This is a genomic window from Roseovarius maritimus, assembly GCF_043355895.2.
Classification (GTDB): Bacteria; Pseudomonadota; Alphaproteobacteria; order Rhodobacterales; family Rhodobacteraceae; genus Roseovarius; species Roseovarius maritimus.
This window is the reverse complement of record NZ_JBHFPF020000001.1, coordinates 312942-329927: the sequence shown is the minus strand read 5'-3', so window position 1 is coordinate 329927 and position 16986 is coordinate 312942. Positions and strand designations below refer to the sequence as shown.

Below are 16986 nucleotides of genomic sequence, written 5' to 3'. Positions count from 1 at the left end.
CCTTGATGACCCAGGCGCGGTCCGGCGCGCTGATTACTTGGGCGTTGCCCGCCGCACCATGCCAAAGAGGTCGCGCGGATCGTCCGGGTCGGCCAGCATGTCGAGGTCCTGATGGAAGTTCGTCCCCTCGATCTGCGCGCGCACGTAGCGCAGCGCGCTGAAATCCTCGGTGGCGAAGCCCACGGAGTCGAAAAGCGTGATCTGGCTGTTGCTGGTGCGGCCCTTGGCGGCGCCCGTCATCACCTGCCACAGCTCGGTGACAGCGAAATCCTCGGGCATCTGCTGAATCTCGCCCTCGATGCGGGTCTGGGGCGGGAATTCGACAAAGACATCCGAGCGCTCAAGAATGGCAGGGGCCAGCTCGGTCTTGCCCGGGCAGTCACCGCCAATGGCGTTGATATGAACGCCCGCGCCGACCATGTTGTCAGTCAGGATGGTCGCGTATTGCTTGTCCGCCGTGCAGGTCGTGATGATCTGCGCACCTTCCATGCTGGCCTCGGCGCTCTCGCATTTGACGACGTTGAGGCCCATGCCTTCAAGGTTGCGCGCGGCCTTCTCGGTGGCCGCCTTGTCGATATCCCAAAGGCGGACGTTCTTGATGCCGACGATTGATTTCATCGCGAGGCTCTGGAACTCGGACTGCGCGCCGTTTCCGATCATCGCCATCGTGTCCGCGCCCTTGGGCGCGAGGTATTTCGCCACCAGCGCCGATGTGGCGGCCGTGCGCAGCGCGGTGAGAATGGTCATCTCGCTCAGCAGCACCGGATAGCCGTTACCGACATTGGCCAGAAGGCCGAAGGCGGTGACCGTCTGATAGCCCAGCTTGGTGTTGCTGGGATGGCCGTTCACATATTTGAATCCGTAAACCTCGCCATCCGAGGTCGGCATCAACTCGATCACGCCTTCTGCGGAATGGCTGGCGACGCGGGGGGTCTTGTCGAAAAGCTCCCAGCGTTTGAAATCTTCCTCGATATAGGTGGCAAGGCCGGCCAGCATCTCTTCGATGCCGATATGGTGGATCAGCTTCATCATGTTGTCGACGCTGACAAAAGGCACGTAGGCCTTTTCGGAGGGGAAGAGGTTGCTCATCTGTTTGCCTTCTCGGGGTTCGTGTTGCGTTTGGCGAGGTGCAGACCGGCAAGCATGCAGCGCACCGATCCTCCTGCGCTTTCGATGGTGGGGATGTCCAGCGGCACGATGCGGGCTGATCGCTCGATCATTGCGATCTGGTTCTTGTCGAGGGCCGCGAGGGCGCGGCTGGACATGGCAGCCATCAGGCCGCTCGGCGTGTTCAGCTCGATGGCGTTGCCGGCGAATTCGGCAATCTGGTGGTGGCTGAGGTCGATCACGTCGCGGCCCGGCTCGGCCAGGCGCTCGGCGATCTCGGCGCGGCGGCTTGCGTTCTTGATCATGTCGAGGCTGATCATCGCGAAATGCGTGCCGATCGCCATGACCACATTCGTGTGATAGACGGGCGCGCCGCTCTCATCTATTGCGTCGAACACCATCGGCTCGTAACCGAAATTGGTGCAGAAACGCTCGAGCAGGATCGGATCGGCGCGGTGCGAGCGCGCAACATAGGCGATGCGCCCGATATGGTCGATGACCATCGCGCCGGTGCCTTCCAGGGCCAGCCCGTCCTGCTCCAGCCCCGAGTAATCGGTGACGACCTGTACGCGGTATTCGCGTTTCAGCATCTCGATCACGTCATCGCGCCGCTCGCGGCGGCGGCTGGGCACGAACATCGGATAGACGGCGACATGCCCGCCCGGATGCGTCGAGAACCAGTTATTGGGAAAGACGGAATCGGGCGTGTCGTCGCGGTCGTCCTGAAACACATGCACGCCTACACCCTCGGCCCGAAGCCGTGCCGCGGCGGCGTCGAACTCGTCTGCCGCCGCCTGCGCGACCTCGACCTCGGTCAGCGTGGGGCGCGACTGAAACCGGTTGTCGGCAGCCGTCTCGGGATTGGGGTGGAACCGGTTGGGCCGGATCATCACCACGTTTGCAGGGGCTTGGACCGTCATGAGAAGGCCCTCGTCGGGCGGTCGAAGACGCGGCGGCCAAGCGCGGAGGCCGCCAGATCGACCATGACCTGCGCCGTGCGGCCCCGATCATCGAGGAATGGGTTGAGCTCGACCAGGTCAAGCGATGTCATCAGGCCGCTGTCGCAGATCATCTCCATGGCCAGATGCCCTTCGCGCATCGTCGCGCCGCCCGGCACGGTGGTGCCGACGGCGGGGGCAAAGCTGGGGTCGAGAAAATCGACGTCGAGCGAGACATGCAGCATCCCGTTCGCCTTCTCCACGGCGGCGAGGAAATCGGAGAGGGGGCTGGCAATGCCGGTCTCGTCGATGCTGCGCATGTCGTGATAGCGCACATGGGTGGCCTGCATCGCCTCACGCTCGTCCGGATCGACCGAGCGCAAGCCCAGAAGGCAGATGTTTTCATGCGGTACCGGGTGCGCCACCTCGGGAAAGCCGTGAAAGCCGTCGCGGCCCGTCACATAGCCCAGAGGCGCGCCATGCAGGTTGCCCGAGCCGGTGCTTTGGGGTGTATGGTAATCGGTATGCGCATCCAGCCACAACACGAAGAGGGGCCGCCCTTCGCGTGCGGCATGGTTCGCGGCGCCAAGGACCGAGCCAAGCGCAAGGCCGTGATCGCCGCCCATGAAGATGGGCAGGCCGCGCGGCAGCGCCTCTTCGGCGGCGCGGGCGAGGGCAGAGGTCCAGCCGATCATCTCGGCGGGCTGGTAGAGGTGATCGGGCAGATCGGGATGCCGCTCGGCCGCATCGGGCGCGACATTGCCGATATCCACCACGTCATGGCCCAGATCGGCCAGCGCCGGGCCTAGGCCCGCCGTGCGGTAGGCGTCGGGGCCCATAAGACACCCCTGACGGCGCTTGCCGGCATCCATGGGCGCGCCGATCAATATGCATGTCTTGCCGTTCATATCGCTCTCCTCAATTCGGTTGGCTGCAATGTGTTGCGCGAATGGGGCGGATGGAAGTGGACAATTTGCACAGAAGGGAACAAGTTTGTGCAAAACGGAACAAAGGACAGCCTATATGGACGAAATTGACCGTGCGCTCATATCCGCGCTGCGCCATGACGCGCGCGCGTCCCTGTCGGATCTGGCAGCGGGCCTTGGTGTATCGCGCACGACGGTGCGCAGCCGGATCGAGCGGCTTCAGCGCAGCGGCGAGATTGTCGGGTTTACCGTCGTTCTCAAGGCCGATGCCGCACGCGATCCGGTGCGCGGGCTGATGATGCTGGGCATCGAGGGGCGCGGCACCGACCGCATCCTGCGCCAGCTGAACGGGCTGAGCGCGGTGCGGGCCTTGCATAGCACCAATGGCCAATGGGATATCATCGTCGAGATCGGCGCGCCGACGCTGGAGGAGTTCGACCGCGTGCTGGCTCAGATCCGTCGCCTAGACGGTGTGGTCAGTAGCGAAACGAGCTTGCTCCTCTCGACGCGTAAATCGGCTGGTTAGCGCCGCGCGGCCATCCCCCAGAGGACCGCCAGCGCGAATGAGGCCAGCATGTTCCAACTGGCCATCGACAGGCCTGCCATCTGCCACGCAACCTCGTCGCACATCACGACGCCTAGCGGGCCTTCGAGGCTGAGAAGGTCAGACCCCGATCCTGCGCCCAAGCCGCCACCCGAGCAGGCGGTCGGGCCTTCCCACCAGCCGCGCTCGACGCCTGTGTGGTAGGCGGCGATGCCCGCGCTGGTCAGCACTGCCAACATGCCCAGCCACGGCATGAACCGCCCATGTGACCACCGACCCAGCGCAAGCGCGAAGAGGCCGATCAGCGCCGCCGCCGCATGAGGCCAGCGCTGCCACAGGCAAAGCTGGCACGGGGCCAGCCCCCCTATATGCTGGAATGCATAGGCGCCCGCCAGAAGCAGGACCGACCCGATGGCGGCGAGGGCGATATAAGCGTTGCGTGACATGGCTCAGAACACCTTTACCAAAAGAAAGCCGCCGATGAGGCAAGCAAAGAAGATGATGAACATCAGGCCCAGCCGGCGCTCGACGAAATCGCGGATCGGCGCGCCGAATTTCCACAGCAGACCCGCGACGATGAAAAAGCGCAGCCCGCGCGCCAGGATCGAAGTGGCGATGAACGTCGCCAGTGGCATACCCGTCCAGCCCGACATGATGGTGATCACCTTGTAGGGAAATGGCGTGATCCCCGCCATAAGTACCGCCCAGAAGCCCAGATCGTTGAATCGCATGTTGAATTCGGCCATCGCGTCGGCCTTGCCCAGCGATTGAAGGATTGGCTGGCCGATTTGTTCGAAGGCCAGCGCACCGATGGCATAGCCCGCAAGGCCGCCCAGCACCGAGGCCAGCATCGCCGTGCCCGCAATGATCCAGGCCCGCGACGGGCGCGCGAGGATCATGGGGATCATCAGCACATCGGGCGGGATGGGAAAGACCGAGCTTTCGATGAAGGCGACCATGGCCAGCACCCAGAGCGCATGCGGGTGGTCGGCCATCGCGATGGTGCGGTCATATAGGCGTCTGATCATGTGCGGCGCACGCTCCGGCAAAGGGTGACGCGCTCAGACCATGCAGGGCAGGGCCGGTCAAGCCCCGATGGCGCACGGCGCCTCTGTCCGGGCCATGCCTGACCGCTCGTCAAATCCAAAAATGCTGGCCCGAAATGCGCGGAGGGTCTGGACGCGCGCGTGCCCTTTCGGTAGACCTCGGCTCCAGTGCGCCCAAGTGGCGGAATGGTAGACGCAGGGGATTCAAAATCCCCCGCCGCAAGGCGTGCCGGTTCGAGTCCGGCCTTGGGTACCAAGCGCACGGTTTCATCTTAATCCTATCGAACTTCAGGGGACTGGCAGCTCTGACGCGCTCTTACGGGTGCGGCCGCTTGCGGCGGCCGATGCGCCACTCGCGGGAATAGATTTGAGTGCCGGCGTGCAGCGGATGTTCTGGAGATTGCCGATTCGATGGTCAGGTTTCCCAATCGACCCCAAACCGGTCGGATTCTGCGCATTGGCCTATCTCCAACAACAATCTTTTTGCCAATATTCTGCCATAGTTAACGTCCCAATTCGGACGGCCGATCAGCGTCTTTGGAAACAATGATGTCGCCCCAATCCACCCGATCAGCCGGATGCGCGGCGTCAGAAAAGCCTTGTTTTGCGAGGCCTAATCAATGAATACACGTATAAAGGGAGTGGAAACAATCGCCGTTTTCATGCGCTGAATCGGGGCAAGATCGTGGCGCGATCATCCGGGTTTCGCCCCATTCGAACCACAATTGACACAAATTTCACTTTGTTCACCTTGGGCGGTAACCTAAAACAAACATGCCCACTGGGGGGTAATGTCTGTGGTCATGGGGGCGGCCACACGAAACGCGCATCTTTACGGATGTGGGAGACGTGTGAACGCCATATCGCCGGTTTGCGATGTGATGAAAGCGCGAAGTCGCGGATATTTTCCGCGAGGCGTGGCTGCTTGGAAAGCCACCATTCTCCCTTGGTATCGTGCGGGTCTTGCGAAGACCGTTATCCGGTCGCTTAGGCGTCGGTGACATTTTAAAAATACCGCGATCCGCGGTGCGCCGGTAACGGTTGTGTATGAGGGGAATACTATGGGTATCGATAGAACAGACACCGGTGCGGGCGTGGTGGACGGAACCAACGGCAACGACATCATTGATGCAAGCTACACTGCGGATCCGCAGGGTGACGTGATCGACGGGGGCGACGCCAGCCTAGACGGCGAGAGCGGAAATGACGACGTTGTCAATGCCGGCGACGGCGACGATATCGTTGCGGCGGGCAAGGGTGATGACGAAATCTTTGGCGGCGCGGGCGATGATTCAATCGATGGCGGCGCAGGCGACGATCTGCTGGTTGGAGATCGCGACACCGCCGACAATGGCCCTGTGCGCGAAGTCTTCCAGTGGAGCGAGGCGCCCGATCCCCATTCCAATGACTACAATGCACCCGGGATCGACGATGGCGACAAGTTGCGCGGCTTTACCCAGGATACCGGCAAGACCGAGGTGACCTTTAGCGGCACGTCGACAGGACCGACGGTCTATAGCGAGGGGGCACACCTCGTCGATGGTCTGGATAGCGGCGATCTGCCCGCTCCGGATGGTAACAGCGCGCTTGATAACGTGCTGAGTGCAGGCGGGTGCGCCTCCTACAAGCTCGATTTTTCAAATGCGGTCGAAAACGTCGCGTTCCGCGTCAATGACGTGGATGGCGACGGCGTCGTGCAGGTTCGTGCCTTCGATGCCGATGGCAATGCAACGATAGTGAACCTGTCTGCCGGAGCCGGCGTGACCCTGCTGGACAACGATTCGGTTGCGGGGGCCGATACGGCTGACAGCAACGGCGCTTATGGCAACGACACCGATCCGACTTTCTCGGTTCTGGTCGAGATCCCCGGCCCCGTGTCGCGGATCGAGGTGGAGCACACCCAGAACGGCCCACTGACATCGGGTATCAAGATCACCGACGTCTATTTCGACACGGTCCCCGAGGAGACCGCGGCGGGGGATGATACGCTGAACGGCGGCGAAGGCGATGACAGCCTGCTGGGCGAGGGTGGTGAGGACGTTCTGACCGGCGGCGCGGGTGCGGATGTGATTTCCGGCGGCGACGATGCCGACGTGATCGTCGGCGGCACCGCCGGCGACGTGGTCGACGGCGGCGCGGGCGGCGATGACAATGACACGCTCGATCTGTCGGATAGCGGCCCGCTGCGGGTAATCAACGAGACCACGGACGCAGATGGCAATTCGACCAGCGGAACGGTGGAATTCCTCGATGATGCAGGCGACGTCACTGGCACCATGACCTTTACCGAGATCGAGACCCTGATCCTCCCCGATCCGGTTCGTGATGGCATCGTTTCCGGCACCGAAGGCGACGACGTGATTGACCTTCCCTATACCGGGGATCCCGAGGGCGACCGGGTGGATGCGAATGACGCGATCCTGGGCGATGTCGGCTCGAACGACGATATTGTCGAGGCGGGCGCCGGAGATGACACCGTGCGCGGCCGCGAGGGCGATGATACGCTGAATGGCGGCGAAGGTGACGACAGCATGGGCGGCGATGCCGGCGATGACAGGCTGAACGGCGGCGCGGGCGACGACACGCTCAGCGGCGATGCAGGTGAAGACACCCTGAATGGCGGTATCGGCGACGACTCGCTGATCGGCGGGGCGGGCAATGACACTATCCTGGGCGGCGACGGTCAGGATACGGCTCTTGGCGGTGACGGCGATGACTTCATCGACACCAGCGCGCCGCTGACAGGGGCCAATACGCCGCTGCCGGATGACGGCTTCAACGATCCTTCGGGCGTGCCTGCCGATCCGGACACGGACAATGATCGCGACCTCGTTTCGGGTGGTGCTGGCAATGACACCATCTTTACCGGTGACGACGCAGACACCATTACAGGCGGCGCCGGGGATGACGTGATCTACGGTGGTCTCGACGATGACGAGATCAATGCCGGGGCCGGCGACGATCAGGTGATCGGCGGCGAGGGCAGCGACACCATCTTTGGCGGTGACGGCAACGACACCATCTATGGCGGTGTCAACCAACCGGCTGCGAACATTCCCGATGCAATCGATCCCGAGCTGGACAATGCGGATGACTTCATCGACGGCGGGGCTGGCGACGATCTGATCCTTGGCGAGGATGACAACGACACGATCCTTGGCGGTAGCGGCAATGATACGCTGGACGGCGGGATCGACGACGACTTCATCCGGGGCCAGGACGGCGACGACAGCATCCTGGGCGGTGACGGCGATGACAGCCTGCGCGGCGGCAATGGCGACGATACCATTCTGGGTGGTGAAGGCGACGACACTATCGAGGGCCGCGCCGATAACGATGTCATCATCGGCGGCGCGGGCGCGGATGACATGTCGGGCGATACGGGCCGGGATACGTTCATCATCGGATCGGCCGAAGACGGCAATGGCGACAATGCCGATGGCGGCTCGGGGGGCGACGATTTCGACACGCTCGATCTGACCGGCGCGGGTCCCTACCAGATCGTCGGCGAGACGGTCGATGCCGATGGCAACTCGACCAGCGGCACGATCAATTTCCTCGACGCGCCCGGCGGCGCCGTGACCGGCTCGATGACCTTTCAGGAAATCGAGCGGATCATCCCTTGCTTCACACCCGGCACCGTGATCGCAACGCCCAAGGGCGAGCGTCTGGTGGAAGAGCTACAGGTTGGCGACCGGATCATTACCCGGGACAACGGCCTGCAGGAAATCCGCTGGCTGGGCTGCCGCGATCTGGCCGGGGCCGAGCTGTTGCAAGCGCCGCATCTGCGCCCGGTGCTGATCCGCGCCGGTAGCCTTGGTCGCGGTCTGCCCGAGCGTGACCTGTTGGTCAGTCCAAACCACCGGGTGCTGATCAACAACGAGAAAACCGCCCTCTATTTCGAGGACCGCGAAGTGCTGGCCGCAGCCAAGCATCTGACCGACCTGGAAGGCGTGGATGCGGTGGACACGAGTGCGATCAGCTACATCCACTTCATGTTCGACCAGCATGAGGTTGTGCTGTCGAATGGCAGCTGGACCGAAAGCTTCCAGCCGGGCGAGCAGACGCTGGGCGATATGGGCGACGAGCAGCGCGGCGAGATCTATGCGCTCTTCCCTGAATTGCGCGATTTTGAGGGCATCGAAGCCTATCAGGCCGCCCGCCGTTCGCTGAAGAAGCACGAGGCGCGCCTGTTGACCAAGTAAGCCTTTGCGGTCCTTGGGCTCCGGTAGCGGCGAGCATCTGGGATCCAGAAATAGTGAGGCAATCCTGGCCGAAAGGCCGGGATTGTTTCGTTTTTGGAACCAGCCAAACTTAAGAATTCCGTGTGCGCCAAGCGGCCCACGCCGCGGGGGTGTCGAGATCGAGAATGGCGCGATTGCCGGTCAGTGGAACGGGGGCGAAGCCTGCCCCGCGGATCACGCCGGCCGCGCCGGAATCGCCTGTGAGCCGTGCCAATTCGGGAAAAAACCGTGCAGGAAAAAGCGTGGGATGGCCTGCTGCGCCATCCTCGGCGACGGCGCGCAAGATGCGGTCCGGCGCGGCGCTATGGGCGGCCAAAATCGCCTTCAGGTCTGCGGTGTCGATATCAGGCAGGTCGGGCAGCAGAATCATCAGTGCGCTGGTGCCATCCGGCAGGGCTGCAATCCCGGCGCGCAGGGAGGCCGCGATGCCTTCCTCCGGCGCGTCCACCGGCACCAGCCGCGCGGCAGTGTCCGTCAACGCGGCAATGCGGGCCGGGTAATCAGCGCGGATCGTCACCAGAACATCGGCACCCGTGGCCAGCGCGCGCCTTGTCTGGCGCAGCAAGAGGGGCACGCCGCCGATCTTTTCCATCAGCTTGTCGCGCCCGCCCATACGCAACGATGCGCCCGCAGCCGGTACGAGGATGGCAACCGTCATTCCAGCGTGCGGGCGAGGGCGCAGAACTGCTCCAGCCCGACGGTCTCGGCCCGATCGGTCGGCTGAATGCCTGAGGCGATCAGCCGGTCCTCGATATCGGGCGCCAGCCCCTTGAGCGCCGCGCGTAGCATCTTGCGCCGCTGGTTGAAGGCCATTGCGACGGTGCGCTCCAGCAGCTTGGGTTGCGCGGGGTAACGCGGCAGGGGCAGGGCGGTGAGGTGCACCACGGCGGATGACACTTTCGGCGGCGGGCTGAACGCCTCGGGCGGCAGATGCATCACGATGCGCGGCTCGGCGCGCCACTGGGCCAGAAGGGCAAGGCGGCCATACGCCTTGGAGCCGGGGGCGGCGACGATCCGCTCGGCCACCTCGCGCTGGAACATCAGCGTGAGCGATTGCCAGAAGGGGGGCCAGATATCGGGCGTCAGCCAGCGCACGAGCAACTCGGTTCCGACATTATAAGGCAGGTTGGCGGCGACCCGGATGGGCGGCGTCAAATGCTGGAGAGGGTCAACCTTCAGCGCATCGCCAATCATCACGGTCAGGCGGCCCGGATAGGCCTCGGCAATCTCGTTCAGCGCGGGCAGGCAGCGCGGATCCTTCTCGATCGCCAGAACCCGGCGCGCACCCTCGGCCAGAAGGCCGCGCGTCAGGCCACCGGGGCCGGGGCCGATCTCCAGCACGTCGCATTCGGTCAGATCGCCCGCCTGCCGTGCGATCTTGGTCGTCAGGTTCAGGTCCAGAAGGAAGTTCTGCCCCAGCGATTTGCGCGCGCTCAGCTCATGGGCCGCGATCACCTGCCGCAGCGGGGGCAGCGCGTCGATGCTCATGCGCCCCGCGCGGCGCCCATGCGCGCGGCCATCTTCAGCGCTTCGATCAGCGAGGTGGGGTTGGCCATGCCGCGCCCGGCAATGTCCAGTGCGGTGCCGTGATCGGGCGAGGTGCGCACGATAGGCAAGCCCAGCGTGACGTTGACGCCCCGGTCAAAATCCAGCGTCTTGATCGGGATCAGCGCCTGATCGTGATACATCGCAATGGCGGCGTCATATTGCGCGCGCGCAGCGGCGTGGAACATCGTGTCGGCCGACATCGGCCCTGTGATATCCATTCCCTCGGCCTGCAATTCAGCGACCAGCGGGGCAATCATGTCCAGCTCCTCGCGGCCCATTTTGCCCCCTTCGCCCGCATGGGGGTTGAGCCCAGCGACGGCGATGCGGGGCGAGGGCAGGCCGAAATCGCGGATGAGGCCCGCATGAGTGATACGGATCGTGTCGAGCAAAAGCTCGCGCGTCAGCGCGCCGGGCACCTCGGCCAGAGGGATATGGATGGTCGTCGGCACCACGCGTAGTTGGTCACTGGCCAGCATCATCACGACGCGCGGTGTGCCGGTCAGCGCGGCAAGGTATTCGGTATGGCCCGGATGGCCAAAGCCCGCACCATCCTGCAGCGCCTTCTTGTGGATGGGCGCGGTGCAAAGGGCCAGCGCCGCGCCGTCCCGCACCAGATCCACGCCCCGCGCGATGGCGTCGATGACACCCTGCGCATGGGCCGGATTGGGCGTGCCGGGGGTCAGCGCGCCGGGCATGGGATGGGCGAGTACCGGAAGCCCTTTGGCCGGGTCGGCTTGGCCGGGCCGGTCGATCAGCTGCACAGGGCAGCCATCCGGTAGATGCGACGGATCGCCGATCCAGAAGAAGGGCAGGGACGTCCCCAAAGCCTCCCACGCCTTATGCGCCAGTTCGGGGCCGACGCCCGCAGGCTCGCCGCAGGTGAGGGCGATGGGCAGGGCGGTTGGCATCAGTACTCGATGATCCGCGCCTCGGCGCGCAACTGCTCCAGATAGCCGTCGGCAAAGGATTCGAGGCGCCGCGCCCCAATCTGCTGCGACAGTTGCGCCGTGTCGTCTCCGGCGCCTTCACCGCCCTCGGCAATCTCGCCGGCGCCCTCGATCGTCTGGCTCCGGCCGCACATCATCAGAAGCACCAGCGTCTGGCCGTTTGCGCGCGTCACGTCATAGGACACTTCGCCGGGATCCAGCCGCGACAGAGAAATGGCGATGTCATCCGGTATCGCGCCGGGCGCCTTGGTGCCGCGCTCCAGCACGCTCTCGGGCTGGCCCTGCGCAATGCCGTACAGATCGTCGCAGGTATCGGTCTGGGCGTCTATCTGCGCCGCGCGGCCCAACGCCTCGGGGGTGCGCCCGCCGGGAATGTAATAGGCGGCATATTCAATGGCGCTATAGCTTGGCTCCCGCACATCGGTTTCCTGAATGTCGCGCAGCTGGAAGAGCGCGACGGCGCCGTCCAGCGGCAGCGGATCGGTCACCTCGCCGGGTGCGAGGCCCAGAACCAGTGGGCGCAGCACCGGGGGCAGCTTGGTGATCGGCTGCCACGGCAGTTGGCCGCCCGCCTCGCGCGTGGGCGTGGCCGAGAATTGCCGCGCCTGCGCGCTGAAGGCGGCGGTCGAGGTCAGATCAGAGATCTGGCGCGCCTTGGCCAGCACCTGCTCTTCGCCGCGACCCTCGAAGGGGATGATGATTTCGGACAGAAGGACCCGGACGCCGGTGCCATCGGAAACTGCGGCGCGGGCGCGCTCCAGATCGTCCTCGCTGACCGAGACCCGCGCGCCAAAGCGGGATTGGGTCACCTCGCGCCAGAGCAGACCCGAGCGAATGAACGCCTCGAACGTCTCGCGGCTGACACCGCCGCGCTCGAGCAGGGCGATCATCTGGTCGGCCTCCAGGTTGCCCTGCGCTGCGAAATTCTGCATCCCGGCGGTGATCTGCTCGTCACTGACGGTGATGCCTTGGGCGGCGGCGGCCTCGGCCTTGAGCCGGTCCTCAATCAGCTGCTCGCGTGCGAGGCGCGCCGGATCGGCGGGCGCGCGCAGAAGCTTGAGCAGCGCGGCGCGCTGCGTCAGCTCGTAGCGGGTGATGGCGGCGCCGTTGACCTTGACCACCGGATCGAAAAGACCCTGCGCGGTGGCGGTGCCCGGTGCGGCGATGCCCGCCGCCCCCAGCGACAGCGCGAAAGCGAGGCCGATGGCCCGCATGGCCTGCGTGGCGGTGTGACTGGCGGTCTTGGTCAGTGAAGTCATTTCTTGCATTCCCGAACGTAGCTTTTGTCCTCGGCGCGGGCGCTGAAGCCGCGAAGACCGACGGTCAGCGATATGTCCGTCGACGGCTCGAGGATAGTGGAAGAGGTGAAGCGGCGCGAGGCCGAAAGCGAAACATCGACGCATTCATTCGTATAGGTAATGCCGACACCGGCCTTGACGTTTTCATCGCTGGCCACGTCATAACGCCATTCGGCGCTGCCCGTCCAGTGCCGCGACAACCGGTAGGACGCATCGAAGGCCCATTCCGACACCGTGCCGCCCCGTTCCTCAAGCGGATCGTTCGGCAGCCAGATATAGGTGGCCCCCAGATCCAGCGCCGCGTTGCTCCAACTGGCCCGGGCCTCGGCTTTGGTCGTATCGAACATTTCGTTAAAAAGGCTGCGCGCGGTCAGGGTCAGGCCATTTTGTGTGGCGATCTGCCCCGCGATCAACAGATCCGAGGTCGATCCCTGCAGCCCTGAGGACAGCGAAAAGCTCTCGGTGCCTGTCGCCTCCAGCTGCGCCTGCTCGCGCACAATCTGTCCCAAGCTGAGCGTGCTGCGAAGACCGCCTGGCGCAAAGCGCGTCCAGTTGAGGCCCCAGACGGCGCTCAGGCCGCGCTCGCGTCGGTCGGCGGCGGCGAAGCGCGACAGGGATAAAAGATTGCCCTCGTCGAATTCGTTTCGGGTGCTTTCGTCATTGGCGATGTTGGGCGTGCTACCGCCAACCCAGGCCAGTTGCACGACCGGCTCGATCATGTGCACCGTGCCGCGTGCCGTCGTCTTGGCGAGCGGATAACGCATGGTCAGTGCGGCGCTGGGAGTGGCCTCGCTATACTCGCTGCTGGATGTGGCTGCCGCGCCGCGGACCTCGATGTGATCGACAGCAACCCCGGTCTGGAAGGTGGTGCGCAGGCCGCCTGCCATCGTCCAGCTGCGCAGCCAATCGGCGCTGGCGGTCAACCGCGCGACATCGCGCCCGTCGGCAAAACGGTCCAGATCCGGGCCATCCGTCGTCACCGAAGAGGTCCGGTAGTGTCCATGCAACTGCCCGGCAAACCGTAGCTCGCCGCCCATGCGCTTGGGGAAATAGCGTTTCTCGTAATCCAGATTGCCGACACTGGTCGGCAGGGTCGAATTGTTTTCACCGTCGCGCAGCGTGTGAAAATAGGTCAGGGCCGCGCGGCGCCATTCATCGCGTCGCACCCGTTCGACCGAGATTTCGCTGTCGAGCCGGTCCTTGTCGGAATAGCCATAATCGACGAGGTAGGCGTCATCCTTGACGGCCTCGATATCGAACCGCAGTACGTAATCCTGCGGCAGAGAAAAAACGCCTCGGCCAAAGATATAGGCTCGCCGATCGCGTCGCTGCAGATCGTCATCGCTGATCGCACCTTCGAACTCAATCCCACCCGTCGTGAATTCCTGGCGATAGCGGAATTCCAACGTGCGAGTCTTGTTCGTGTAATAGGGCGTCAGCGTCAGATCCTTGTGATCACCGATGCGAATGAAATAAGGCACCTTCACGCCGAACCCCAAAAGGCTCGAATTATAGAGCGACGGCGTCAGAAAGCCTGTCAGGCGCTCGACCGTCGGATCGGGCAGGCGCAGGCGCGGGAAATAGGCGATCGGCAGGTTGCCCACGCGAAACTGCGCGCCGTCCAGAAAGAGCTGCCGGGTTTCGGCATCATGGATCACGCGCCGCGCACGGATCTGCCATAGCGGCGTGTCGCCCTCGTTGCACACGCGGCACGATGTAACAGCGGCCTTGTAGAGTTGAGAGTAGCGCCCATCTGTGCGGCTGATCTGGTTGGCTGCCAGTTGCAGCTGATCATCCATCACCAGCCGCGCGCCGGTCAGGATTCCATTACGCATGTCGCGGTCCAGCTGCCCCTCATCGGCCAGGACCGTGGTGTAATCCCCGTCATAGAGCGTCAGCGGACCGGTGATTTTCAGCTGATCGGTGCTACGGTCATAAGTGATACTGCGCGCCTTGAGGCGCTGGCCGTCAAAGACAGCCTCGACATTGCCGGTGGCAGTCAAGCTGCGGTCACCATCAAGGGTCACATCATCCGCGATCAGCAGCGCCGGGGCGGCAGCAGCTGTCGGCGCATTCCGCTCTTGGCTACGCACGGGCGCGCTGGCCAACGCAATGGCAGCGACAAGAGCCAGGGCCGGGGCGGCAAAAGGACGAGCGCGGGTCATCCGTCCTCCATATGCAGAACGATGCCAAGGGCAAGCATCAATGACGCAACAGGCGGGGCCCAAGCGGCCAATATCACCGGGATTTGGCCGTTCTCACCCAAAACTTGCGCGAAATTGCGGATGTAATGGAGTGAAAAGCCCATCATGATCGCGATCAAAACCGATACGCCGGTATTGGTCGTGCGCACATGGCGCATGGTGAACGCGGCGGCGACCAGCACCAGCGCCATCAGGAAAATCGGCCGCGCCAGCTCCATCTGGTACCAGACGGCATAGCGGCGGGCGGAAAAACCGGCCGCTTCCAACTGGTCGATGAAGGCGGGCAGATCCCAGATCGGGATGTATTCCGGCTTGCCGAAACTGTCTACGATCCCCTCGCGCGTCAGGGCAGAAGGCACAGACAGCGTCTCCATTCGCTCTGCCCCTGCCTCGGGGTTGAGCCCGCTCGCGAGGGTCCAGAGCTTGACGTCCGTCAATTGCCACTCGCCGATGCCCAGAGATGCGGTACGTGCGGTGATGCGCCGAATGGGATCGCCCATAGGCGAGAATGAGATGAATGTCGCATCGTTCAGCACGGATATGTCCGCGCTGGCCGAGGCGGCATGGATCACCGTCTGCCCCTCTTCGCTGCCTTGGCGCAGCCACAGCCCCTCCGAGGAGAGCGCAAGGATGCTTGAGCCGGCGCCGCTATAGGATGCGACGAGATCGTGATATCTTTTGGACGATGCGGCAACCAGCGGGTTGAAGACGGTGATAGACACGATGCCGACCAGCGCGGCCATCATGACGGGCGCGCTCATGCCGCGCAGCCCTGAGAGGCCCGAGGCGCGCACCACCACCATCTCGGACGAGCGGGCAAGGCGCACGAAGACGGCCACGGAGGCCAGGATGATGACCAGCGGCAGGATCTCGTAATTGGCATGGGGCAGGTTCAGCAGCACGACCTCGGCCACGTCCCAGACCGAGAGATCGGGGAAATCCTGCAACTCGTCCACCATGTCGATAAGGCCGAGGATAACCACGAAGATGGCGGTGATCCCCAGATAGGTCCACAGGAACTTGCGCGCGAAATACCAATGCAGCGTCATGTGGCAGCCCCCTCCGGCGGGATGCGCCGTATGCCGCGCAGGCGTCGCAAGAGGCCTGGATGCGCGGCGGAATAGAGCAGGATCCACGCAATGGCGAAACCGATCAGCGACGGCAGATAGAGCAGCGGCCACAAAATCGGCGCGGCCAGCACCGGCCCGGCAACGCCCCCTTCAACCAGTTTGACGCCGATCAACAGCAGGAAGGCGGTCAGGATCTGGCGCCAGACGCCAAACCGGCTGAACCCGCCTTGCAACAGCGTGGCAAACCCGATCAGCGCCGCGACGATGCAAAGGATCGCCTGCGCGAAGCGGGCATGGAGCGCCGTGATCGCCACGCCCAGAGTGACGCCCGTCCGCTCGGCCACCGCGGCCGGGTCGCGGATCAACTCGGGCGTGCCGGCAAAGGCGATGCGGTCGAGGTTCAGCGCGCTTTGCGACACGAGGCGGCTGATATCGTATGAAAAATCCTCGAAATGCGTGGTAAAGAGCCGCTGGCCATCGGGCGCGATATTCTGCGCCAACCCATCCAGCATTACCAGCTTGGTCCCGCCGCCCTCCTGCACCAGATAGGCCGATGAGGAGGTATAGGTTGTCGGGGCGTTTTCGCGGCGGCGATCCGACAGGAACACGTTGCGCAGCTCGCCGCTGGGCGTGATTTCGCGAATATAGAAGGTGACGCCCGCAGCGGGATGCAGGAATTCTCCCTCGGTCAGCAGCTTGGCCGTGATATTGCCCGAAACCTCGGCGCGCCGCTGTTCCAGCTTTTGCAGGCTGAGCGGAATGAGGACATGCGACAGCAGAGACATCATCAGTGCGACAATGATTCCGAAATAGAGGACAGGCCGCGCCATGCGCCACGGCGAATAGCCGGTGGCCTGCATCACGGTCAGCTCGCTTTCGGTCGAGAGGCGGTTGGTCACGTAGACGGCACCTGCAAAAGCCGCGATCGGCAGAACGATGCCGATTACGCCCGGCAGCGTGAGCGCGGTGAACTCGACAAAGACCCACGCCGACTGCCCGTCGCTGACAAGGCGGTCGAACATGCGCACGGCCTTGTTGATCCAGAAAATGGATACCAGAACCAGTGCGAAAAAGCCGAACAGCACCATGAATTGCGACAGCATGTATCTGTCGA

The 16986-nt window shown here is 63.9% G+C and carries 14 protein-coding genes and 1 tRNA gene; 3 read left to right on the top strand and 12 right to left on the bottom strand.

Annotation, left to right across the window (positions count from 1 at the left end; all coding sequences use genetic code 11):
* Positions 1–33: 33 nt before the first annotated feature.
* From ACEWPM_RS01605 to rocF, 3 genes are read right to left on the bottom strand one after another with little or no spacing between them, the layout of a single operon-like run.
* Positions 34–1089 carry an ornithine cyclodeaminase gene (locus ACEWPM_RS01605; protein WP_393960730.1) on the bottom strand — a complete coding sequence of 352 codons (1056 nt, stop codon included), beginning with the start codon at positions 1087–1089 and terminating at the stop codon, positions 34–36.
* On the bottom strand, positions 1086–2027 hold the full coding sequence (gene ctlX, locus ACEWPM_RS01600; RefSeq protein ID WP_393960729.1) for a citrulline utilization hydrolase CtlX: 942 nt from the start codon (positions 2025–2027) through the stop codon (positions 1086–1088). The genes ACEWPM_RS01605 and ctlX overlap by 4 nt, the downstream gene beginning before the upstream one ends.
* Positions 2024–2953: an arginase gene (gene rocF / locus ACEWPM_RS01595; protein ID WP_393960728.1), complete on the bottom strand. Its 930-nt coding sequence runs from the start codon at positions 2951–2953 to the stop codon at positions 2024–2026. Before rocF ends, ctlX begins: the two co-directional genes overlap by 4 nt.
* A gap of 115 nt (positions 2954–3068) precedes the next feature.
* On the opposite strand from rocF, the gene ACEWPM_RS01590 reads away from it, so the two are divergent.
* Positions 3069–3497 carry an Lrp/AsnC family transcriptional regulator gene (locus ACEWPM_RS01590; RefSeq protein WP_393960727.1) on the top strand — a complete coding sequence of 143 codons (429 nt, stop codon included), beginning with the start codon at positions 3069–3071 and terminating at the stop codon, positions 3495–3497.
* Here ACEWPM_RS01590 and ACEWPM_RS01585 read toward each other — a convergent pair.
* Positions 3494–3961, bottom strand: coding sequence for a disulfide bond formation protein B (locus ACEWPM_RS01585; RefSeq protein ID WP_393960726.1), 468 nt, complete (start codon positions 3959–3961; stop codon positions 3494–3496). The two genes, ACEWPM_RS01590 and ACEWPM_RS01585, sit on opposite strands and share 4 nt — an antisense overlap.
* A gap of 3 nt (positions 3962–3964) precedes the next feature.
* Entirely contained in the window at positions 3965–4543 is a 579-nt protein-coding gene (locus tag ACEWPM_RS01580) for a YqaA family protein (RefSeq protein WP_393960725.1), read from the bottom strand.
* 190 nt (positions 4544–4733) lie between these two features.
* On the opposite strand from ACEWPM_RS01580, the gene ACEWPM_RS01575 reads away from it, so the two are divergent.
* Positions 4734–4817, top strand: a tRNA-Leu gene (locus ACEWPM_RS01575).
* 805 nt (positions 4818–5622) lie between these two features.
* The gene (locus ACEWPM_RS01570; protein WP_393960724.1) at positions 5623–8766 is read left to right on the top strand and encodes a Hint domain-containing protein; all 3144 of its coding nucleotides are present in this window, start codon (positions 5623–5625) and stop codon (positions 8764–8766) included.
* 109 nt (positions 8767–8875) lie between these two features.
* Here the strand turns inward: ACEWPM_RS01570 and ACEWPM_RS01565 are convergent, their stop codons facing one another.
* The 7 genes from ACEWPM_RS01565 to lptF are packed head-to-tail and all read right to left on the bottom strand — an operon-like array spanning position 8876 to position 16975.
* A complete protein-coding gene (locus ACEWPM_RS01565) occupies positions 8876–9463 on the bottom strand; it encodes a nucleotidyltransferase family protein (protein WP_393960723.1) in 588 nt (195 codons plus the stop codon).
* Positions 9460–10293 carry a 16S rRNA (adenine(1518)-N(6)/adenine(1519)-N(6))-dimethyltransferase RsmA gene (gene rsmA, locus ACEWPM_RS01560; RefSeq protein ID WP_393960722.1) on the bottom strand — a complete coding sequence of 278 codons (834 nt, stop codon included), beginning with the start codon at positions 10291–10293 and terminating at the stop codon, positions 9460–9462. The genes ACEWPM_RS01565 and rsmA overlap by 4 nt, the downstream gene beginning before the upstream one ends.
* Positions 10290–11261, bottom strand: a complete 972-nt coding sequence (pdxA, locus tag ACEWPM_RS01555) for a 4-hydroxythreonine-4-phosphate dehydrogenase PdxA (protein ID WP_393960721.1) — start codon at positions 11259–11261, stop codon at positions 10290–10292. The genes rsmA and pdxA overlap by 4 nt, the downstream gene beginning before the upstream one ends.
* Positions 11261–12559, bottom strand: a complete 1299-nt coding sequence (locus tag ACEWPM_RS01550) for a SurA N-terminal domain-containing protein (RefSeq protein WP_393960720.1) — start codon at positions 12557–12559, stop codon at positions 11261–11263. The genes pdxA and ACEWPM_RS01550 overlap by 1 nt, the downstream gene beginning before the upstream one ends.
* Positions 12556–14763 carry an LPS-assembly protein LptD gene (locus ACEWPM_RS01545; RefSeq protein WP_393960719.1) on the bottom strand — a complete coding sequence of 736 codons (2208 nt, stop codon included), beginning with the start codon at positions 14761–14763 and terminating at the stop codon, positions 12556–12558. Before ACEWPM_RS01545 ends, ACEWPM_RS01550 begins: the two co-directional genes overlap by 4 nt.
* On the bottom strand, positions 14760–15851 hold the full coding sequence (gene lptG, locus ACEWPM_RS01540) for an LPS export ABC transporter permease LptG (protein WP_393960718.1): 1092 nt from the start codon (positions 15849–15851) through the stop codon (positions 14760–14762). The genes ACEWPM_RS01545 and lptG overlap by 4 nt, the downstream gene beginning before the upstream one ends.
* Positions 15848–16975, bottom strand: a complete 1128-nt coding sequence (lptF, locus tag ACEWPM_RS01535) for an LPS export ABC transporter permease LptF (protein ID WP_393960994.1) — start codon at positions 16973–16975, stop codon at positions 15848–15850. Before lptF ends, lptG begins: the two co-directional genes overlap by 4 nt.
* Positions 16976–16986: the final 11 nt, after the last annotated feature.

Bases quoted from the DNA above. Each gene is read 5' to 3' on its own strand.
- ACEWPM_RS01565 (WP_393960723.1), bottom strand. From the start codon at position 9,463: ATGACGGTTGCCATCCTCGTACCGGCTGCGGGCGCATCGTTGCGTATG.
- ACEWPM_RS01580 (WP_393960725.1), bottom strand. From the start codon at position 4,543: ATGATCAGACGCCTATATGACCGCACCATCGCGATGGCCGACCACCCG.
- ACEWPM_RS01590 (WP_393960727.1), top strand. From the start codon at position 3,069: ATGGACGAAATTGACCGTGCGCTCATATCCGCGCTGCGCCATGACGCG.
- pdxA (WP_393960721.1), bottom strand. From the start codon at position 11,261: ATGCCAACCGCCCTGCCCATCGCCCTCACCTGCGGCGAGCCTGCGGGC.
- ACEWPM_RS01585 (WP_393960726.1), bottom strand. From the start codon at position 3,961: ATGTCACGCAACGCTTATATCGCCCTCGCCGCCATCGGGTCGGTCCTG.
- ACEWPM_RS01605 (WP_393960730.1), bottom strand. From the start codon at position 1,089: ATGAGCAACCTCTTCCCCTCCGAAAAGGCCTACGTGCCTTTTGTCAGC.
- lptF (WP_393960994.1), bottom strand. From the start codon at position 16,975: ATGCTGTCGCAATTCATGGTGCTGTTCGGCTTTTTCGCACTGGTTCTG.
- rocF (WP_393960728.1), bottom strand. From the start codon at position 2,953: ATGAACGGCAAGACATGCATATTGATCGGCGCGCCCATGGATGCCGGC.
- ctlX (WP_393960729.1), bottom strand. From the start codon at position 2,027: ATGACGGTCCAAGCCCCTGCAAACGTGGTGATGATCCGGCCCAACCGG.
- rsmA (WP_393960722.1), bottom strand. From the start codon at position 10,293: ATGAGCATCGACGCGCTGCCCCCGCTGCGGCAGGTGATCGCGGCCCAT.
- ACEWPM_RS01550 (WP_393960720.1), bottom strand. From the start codon at position 12,559: ATGACTTCACTGACCAAGACCGCCAGTCACACCGCCACGCAGGCCATG.
- ACEWPM_RS01545 (WP_393960719.1), bottom strand. From the start codon at position 14,763: ATGACCCGCGCTCGTCCTTTTGCCGCCCCGGCCCTGGCTCTTGTCGCT.
- lptG (WP_393960718.1), bottom strand. From the start codon at position 15,851: ATGACGCTGCATTGGTATTTCGCGCGCAAGTTCCTGTGGACCTATCTG.
- ACEWPM_RS01570 (WP_393960724.1), top strand. From the start codon at position 5,623: ATGGGTATCGATAGAACAGACACCGGTGCGGGCGTGGTGGACGGAACC.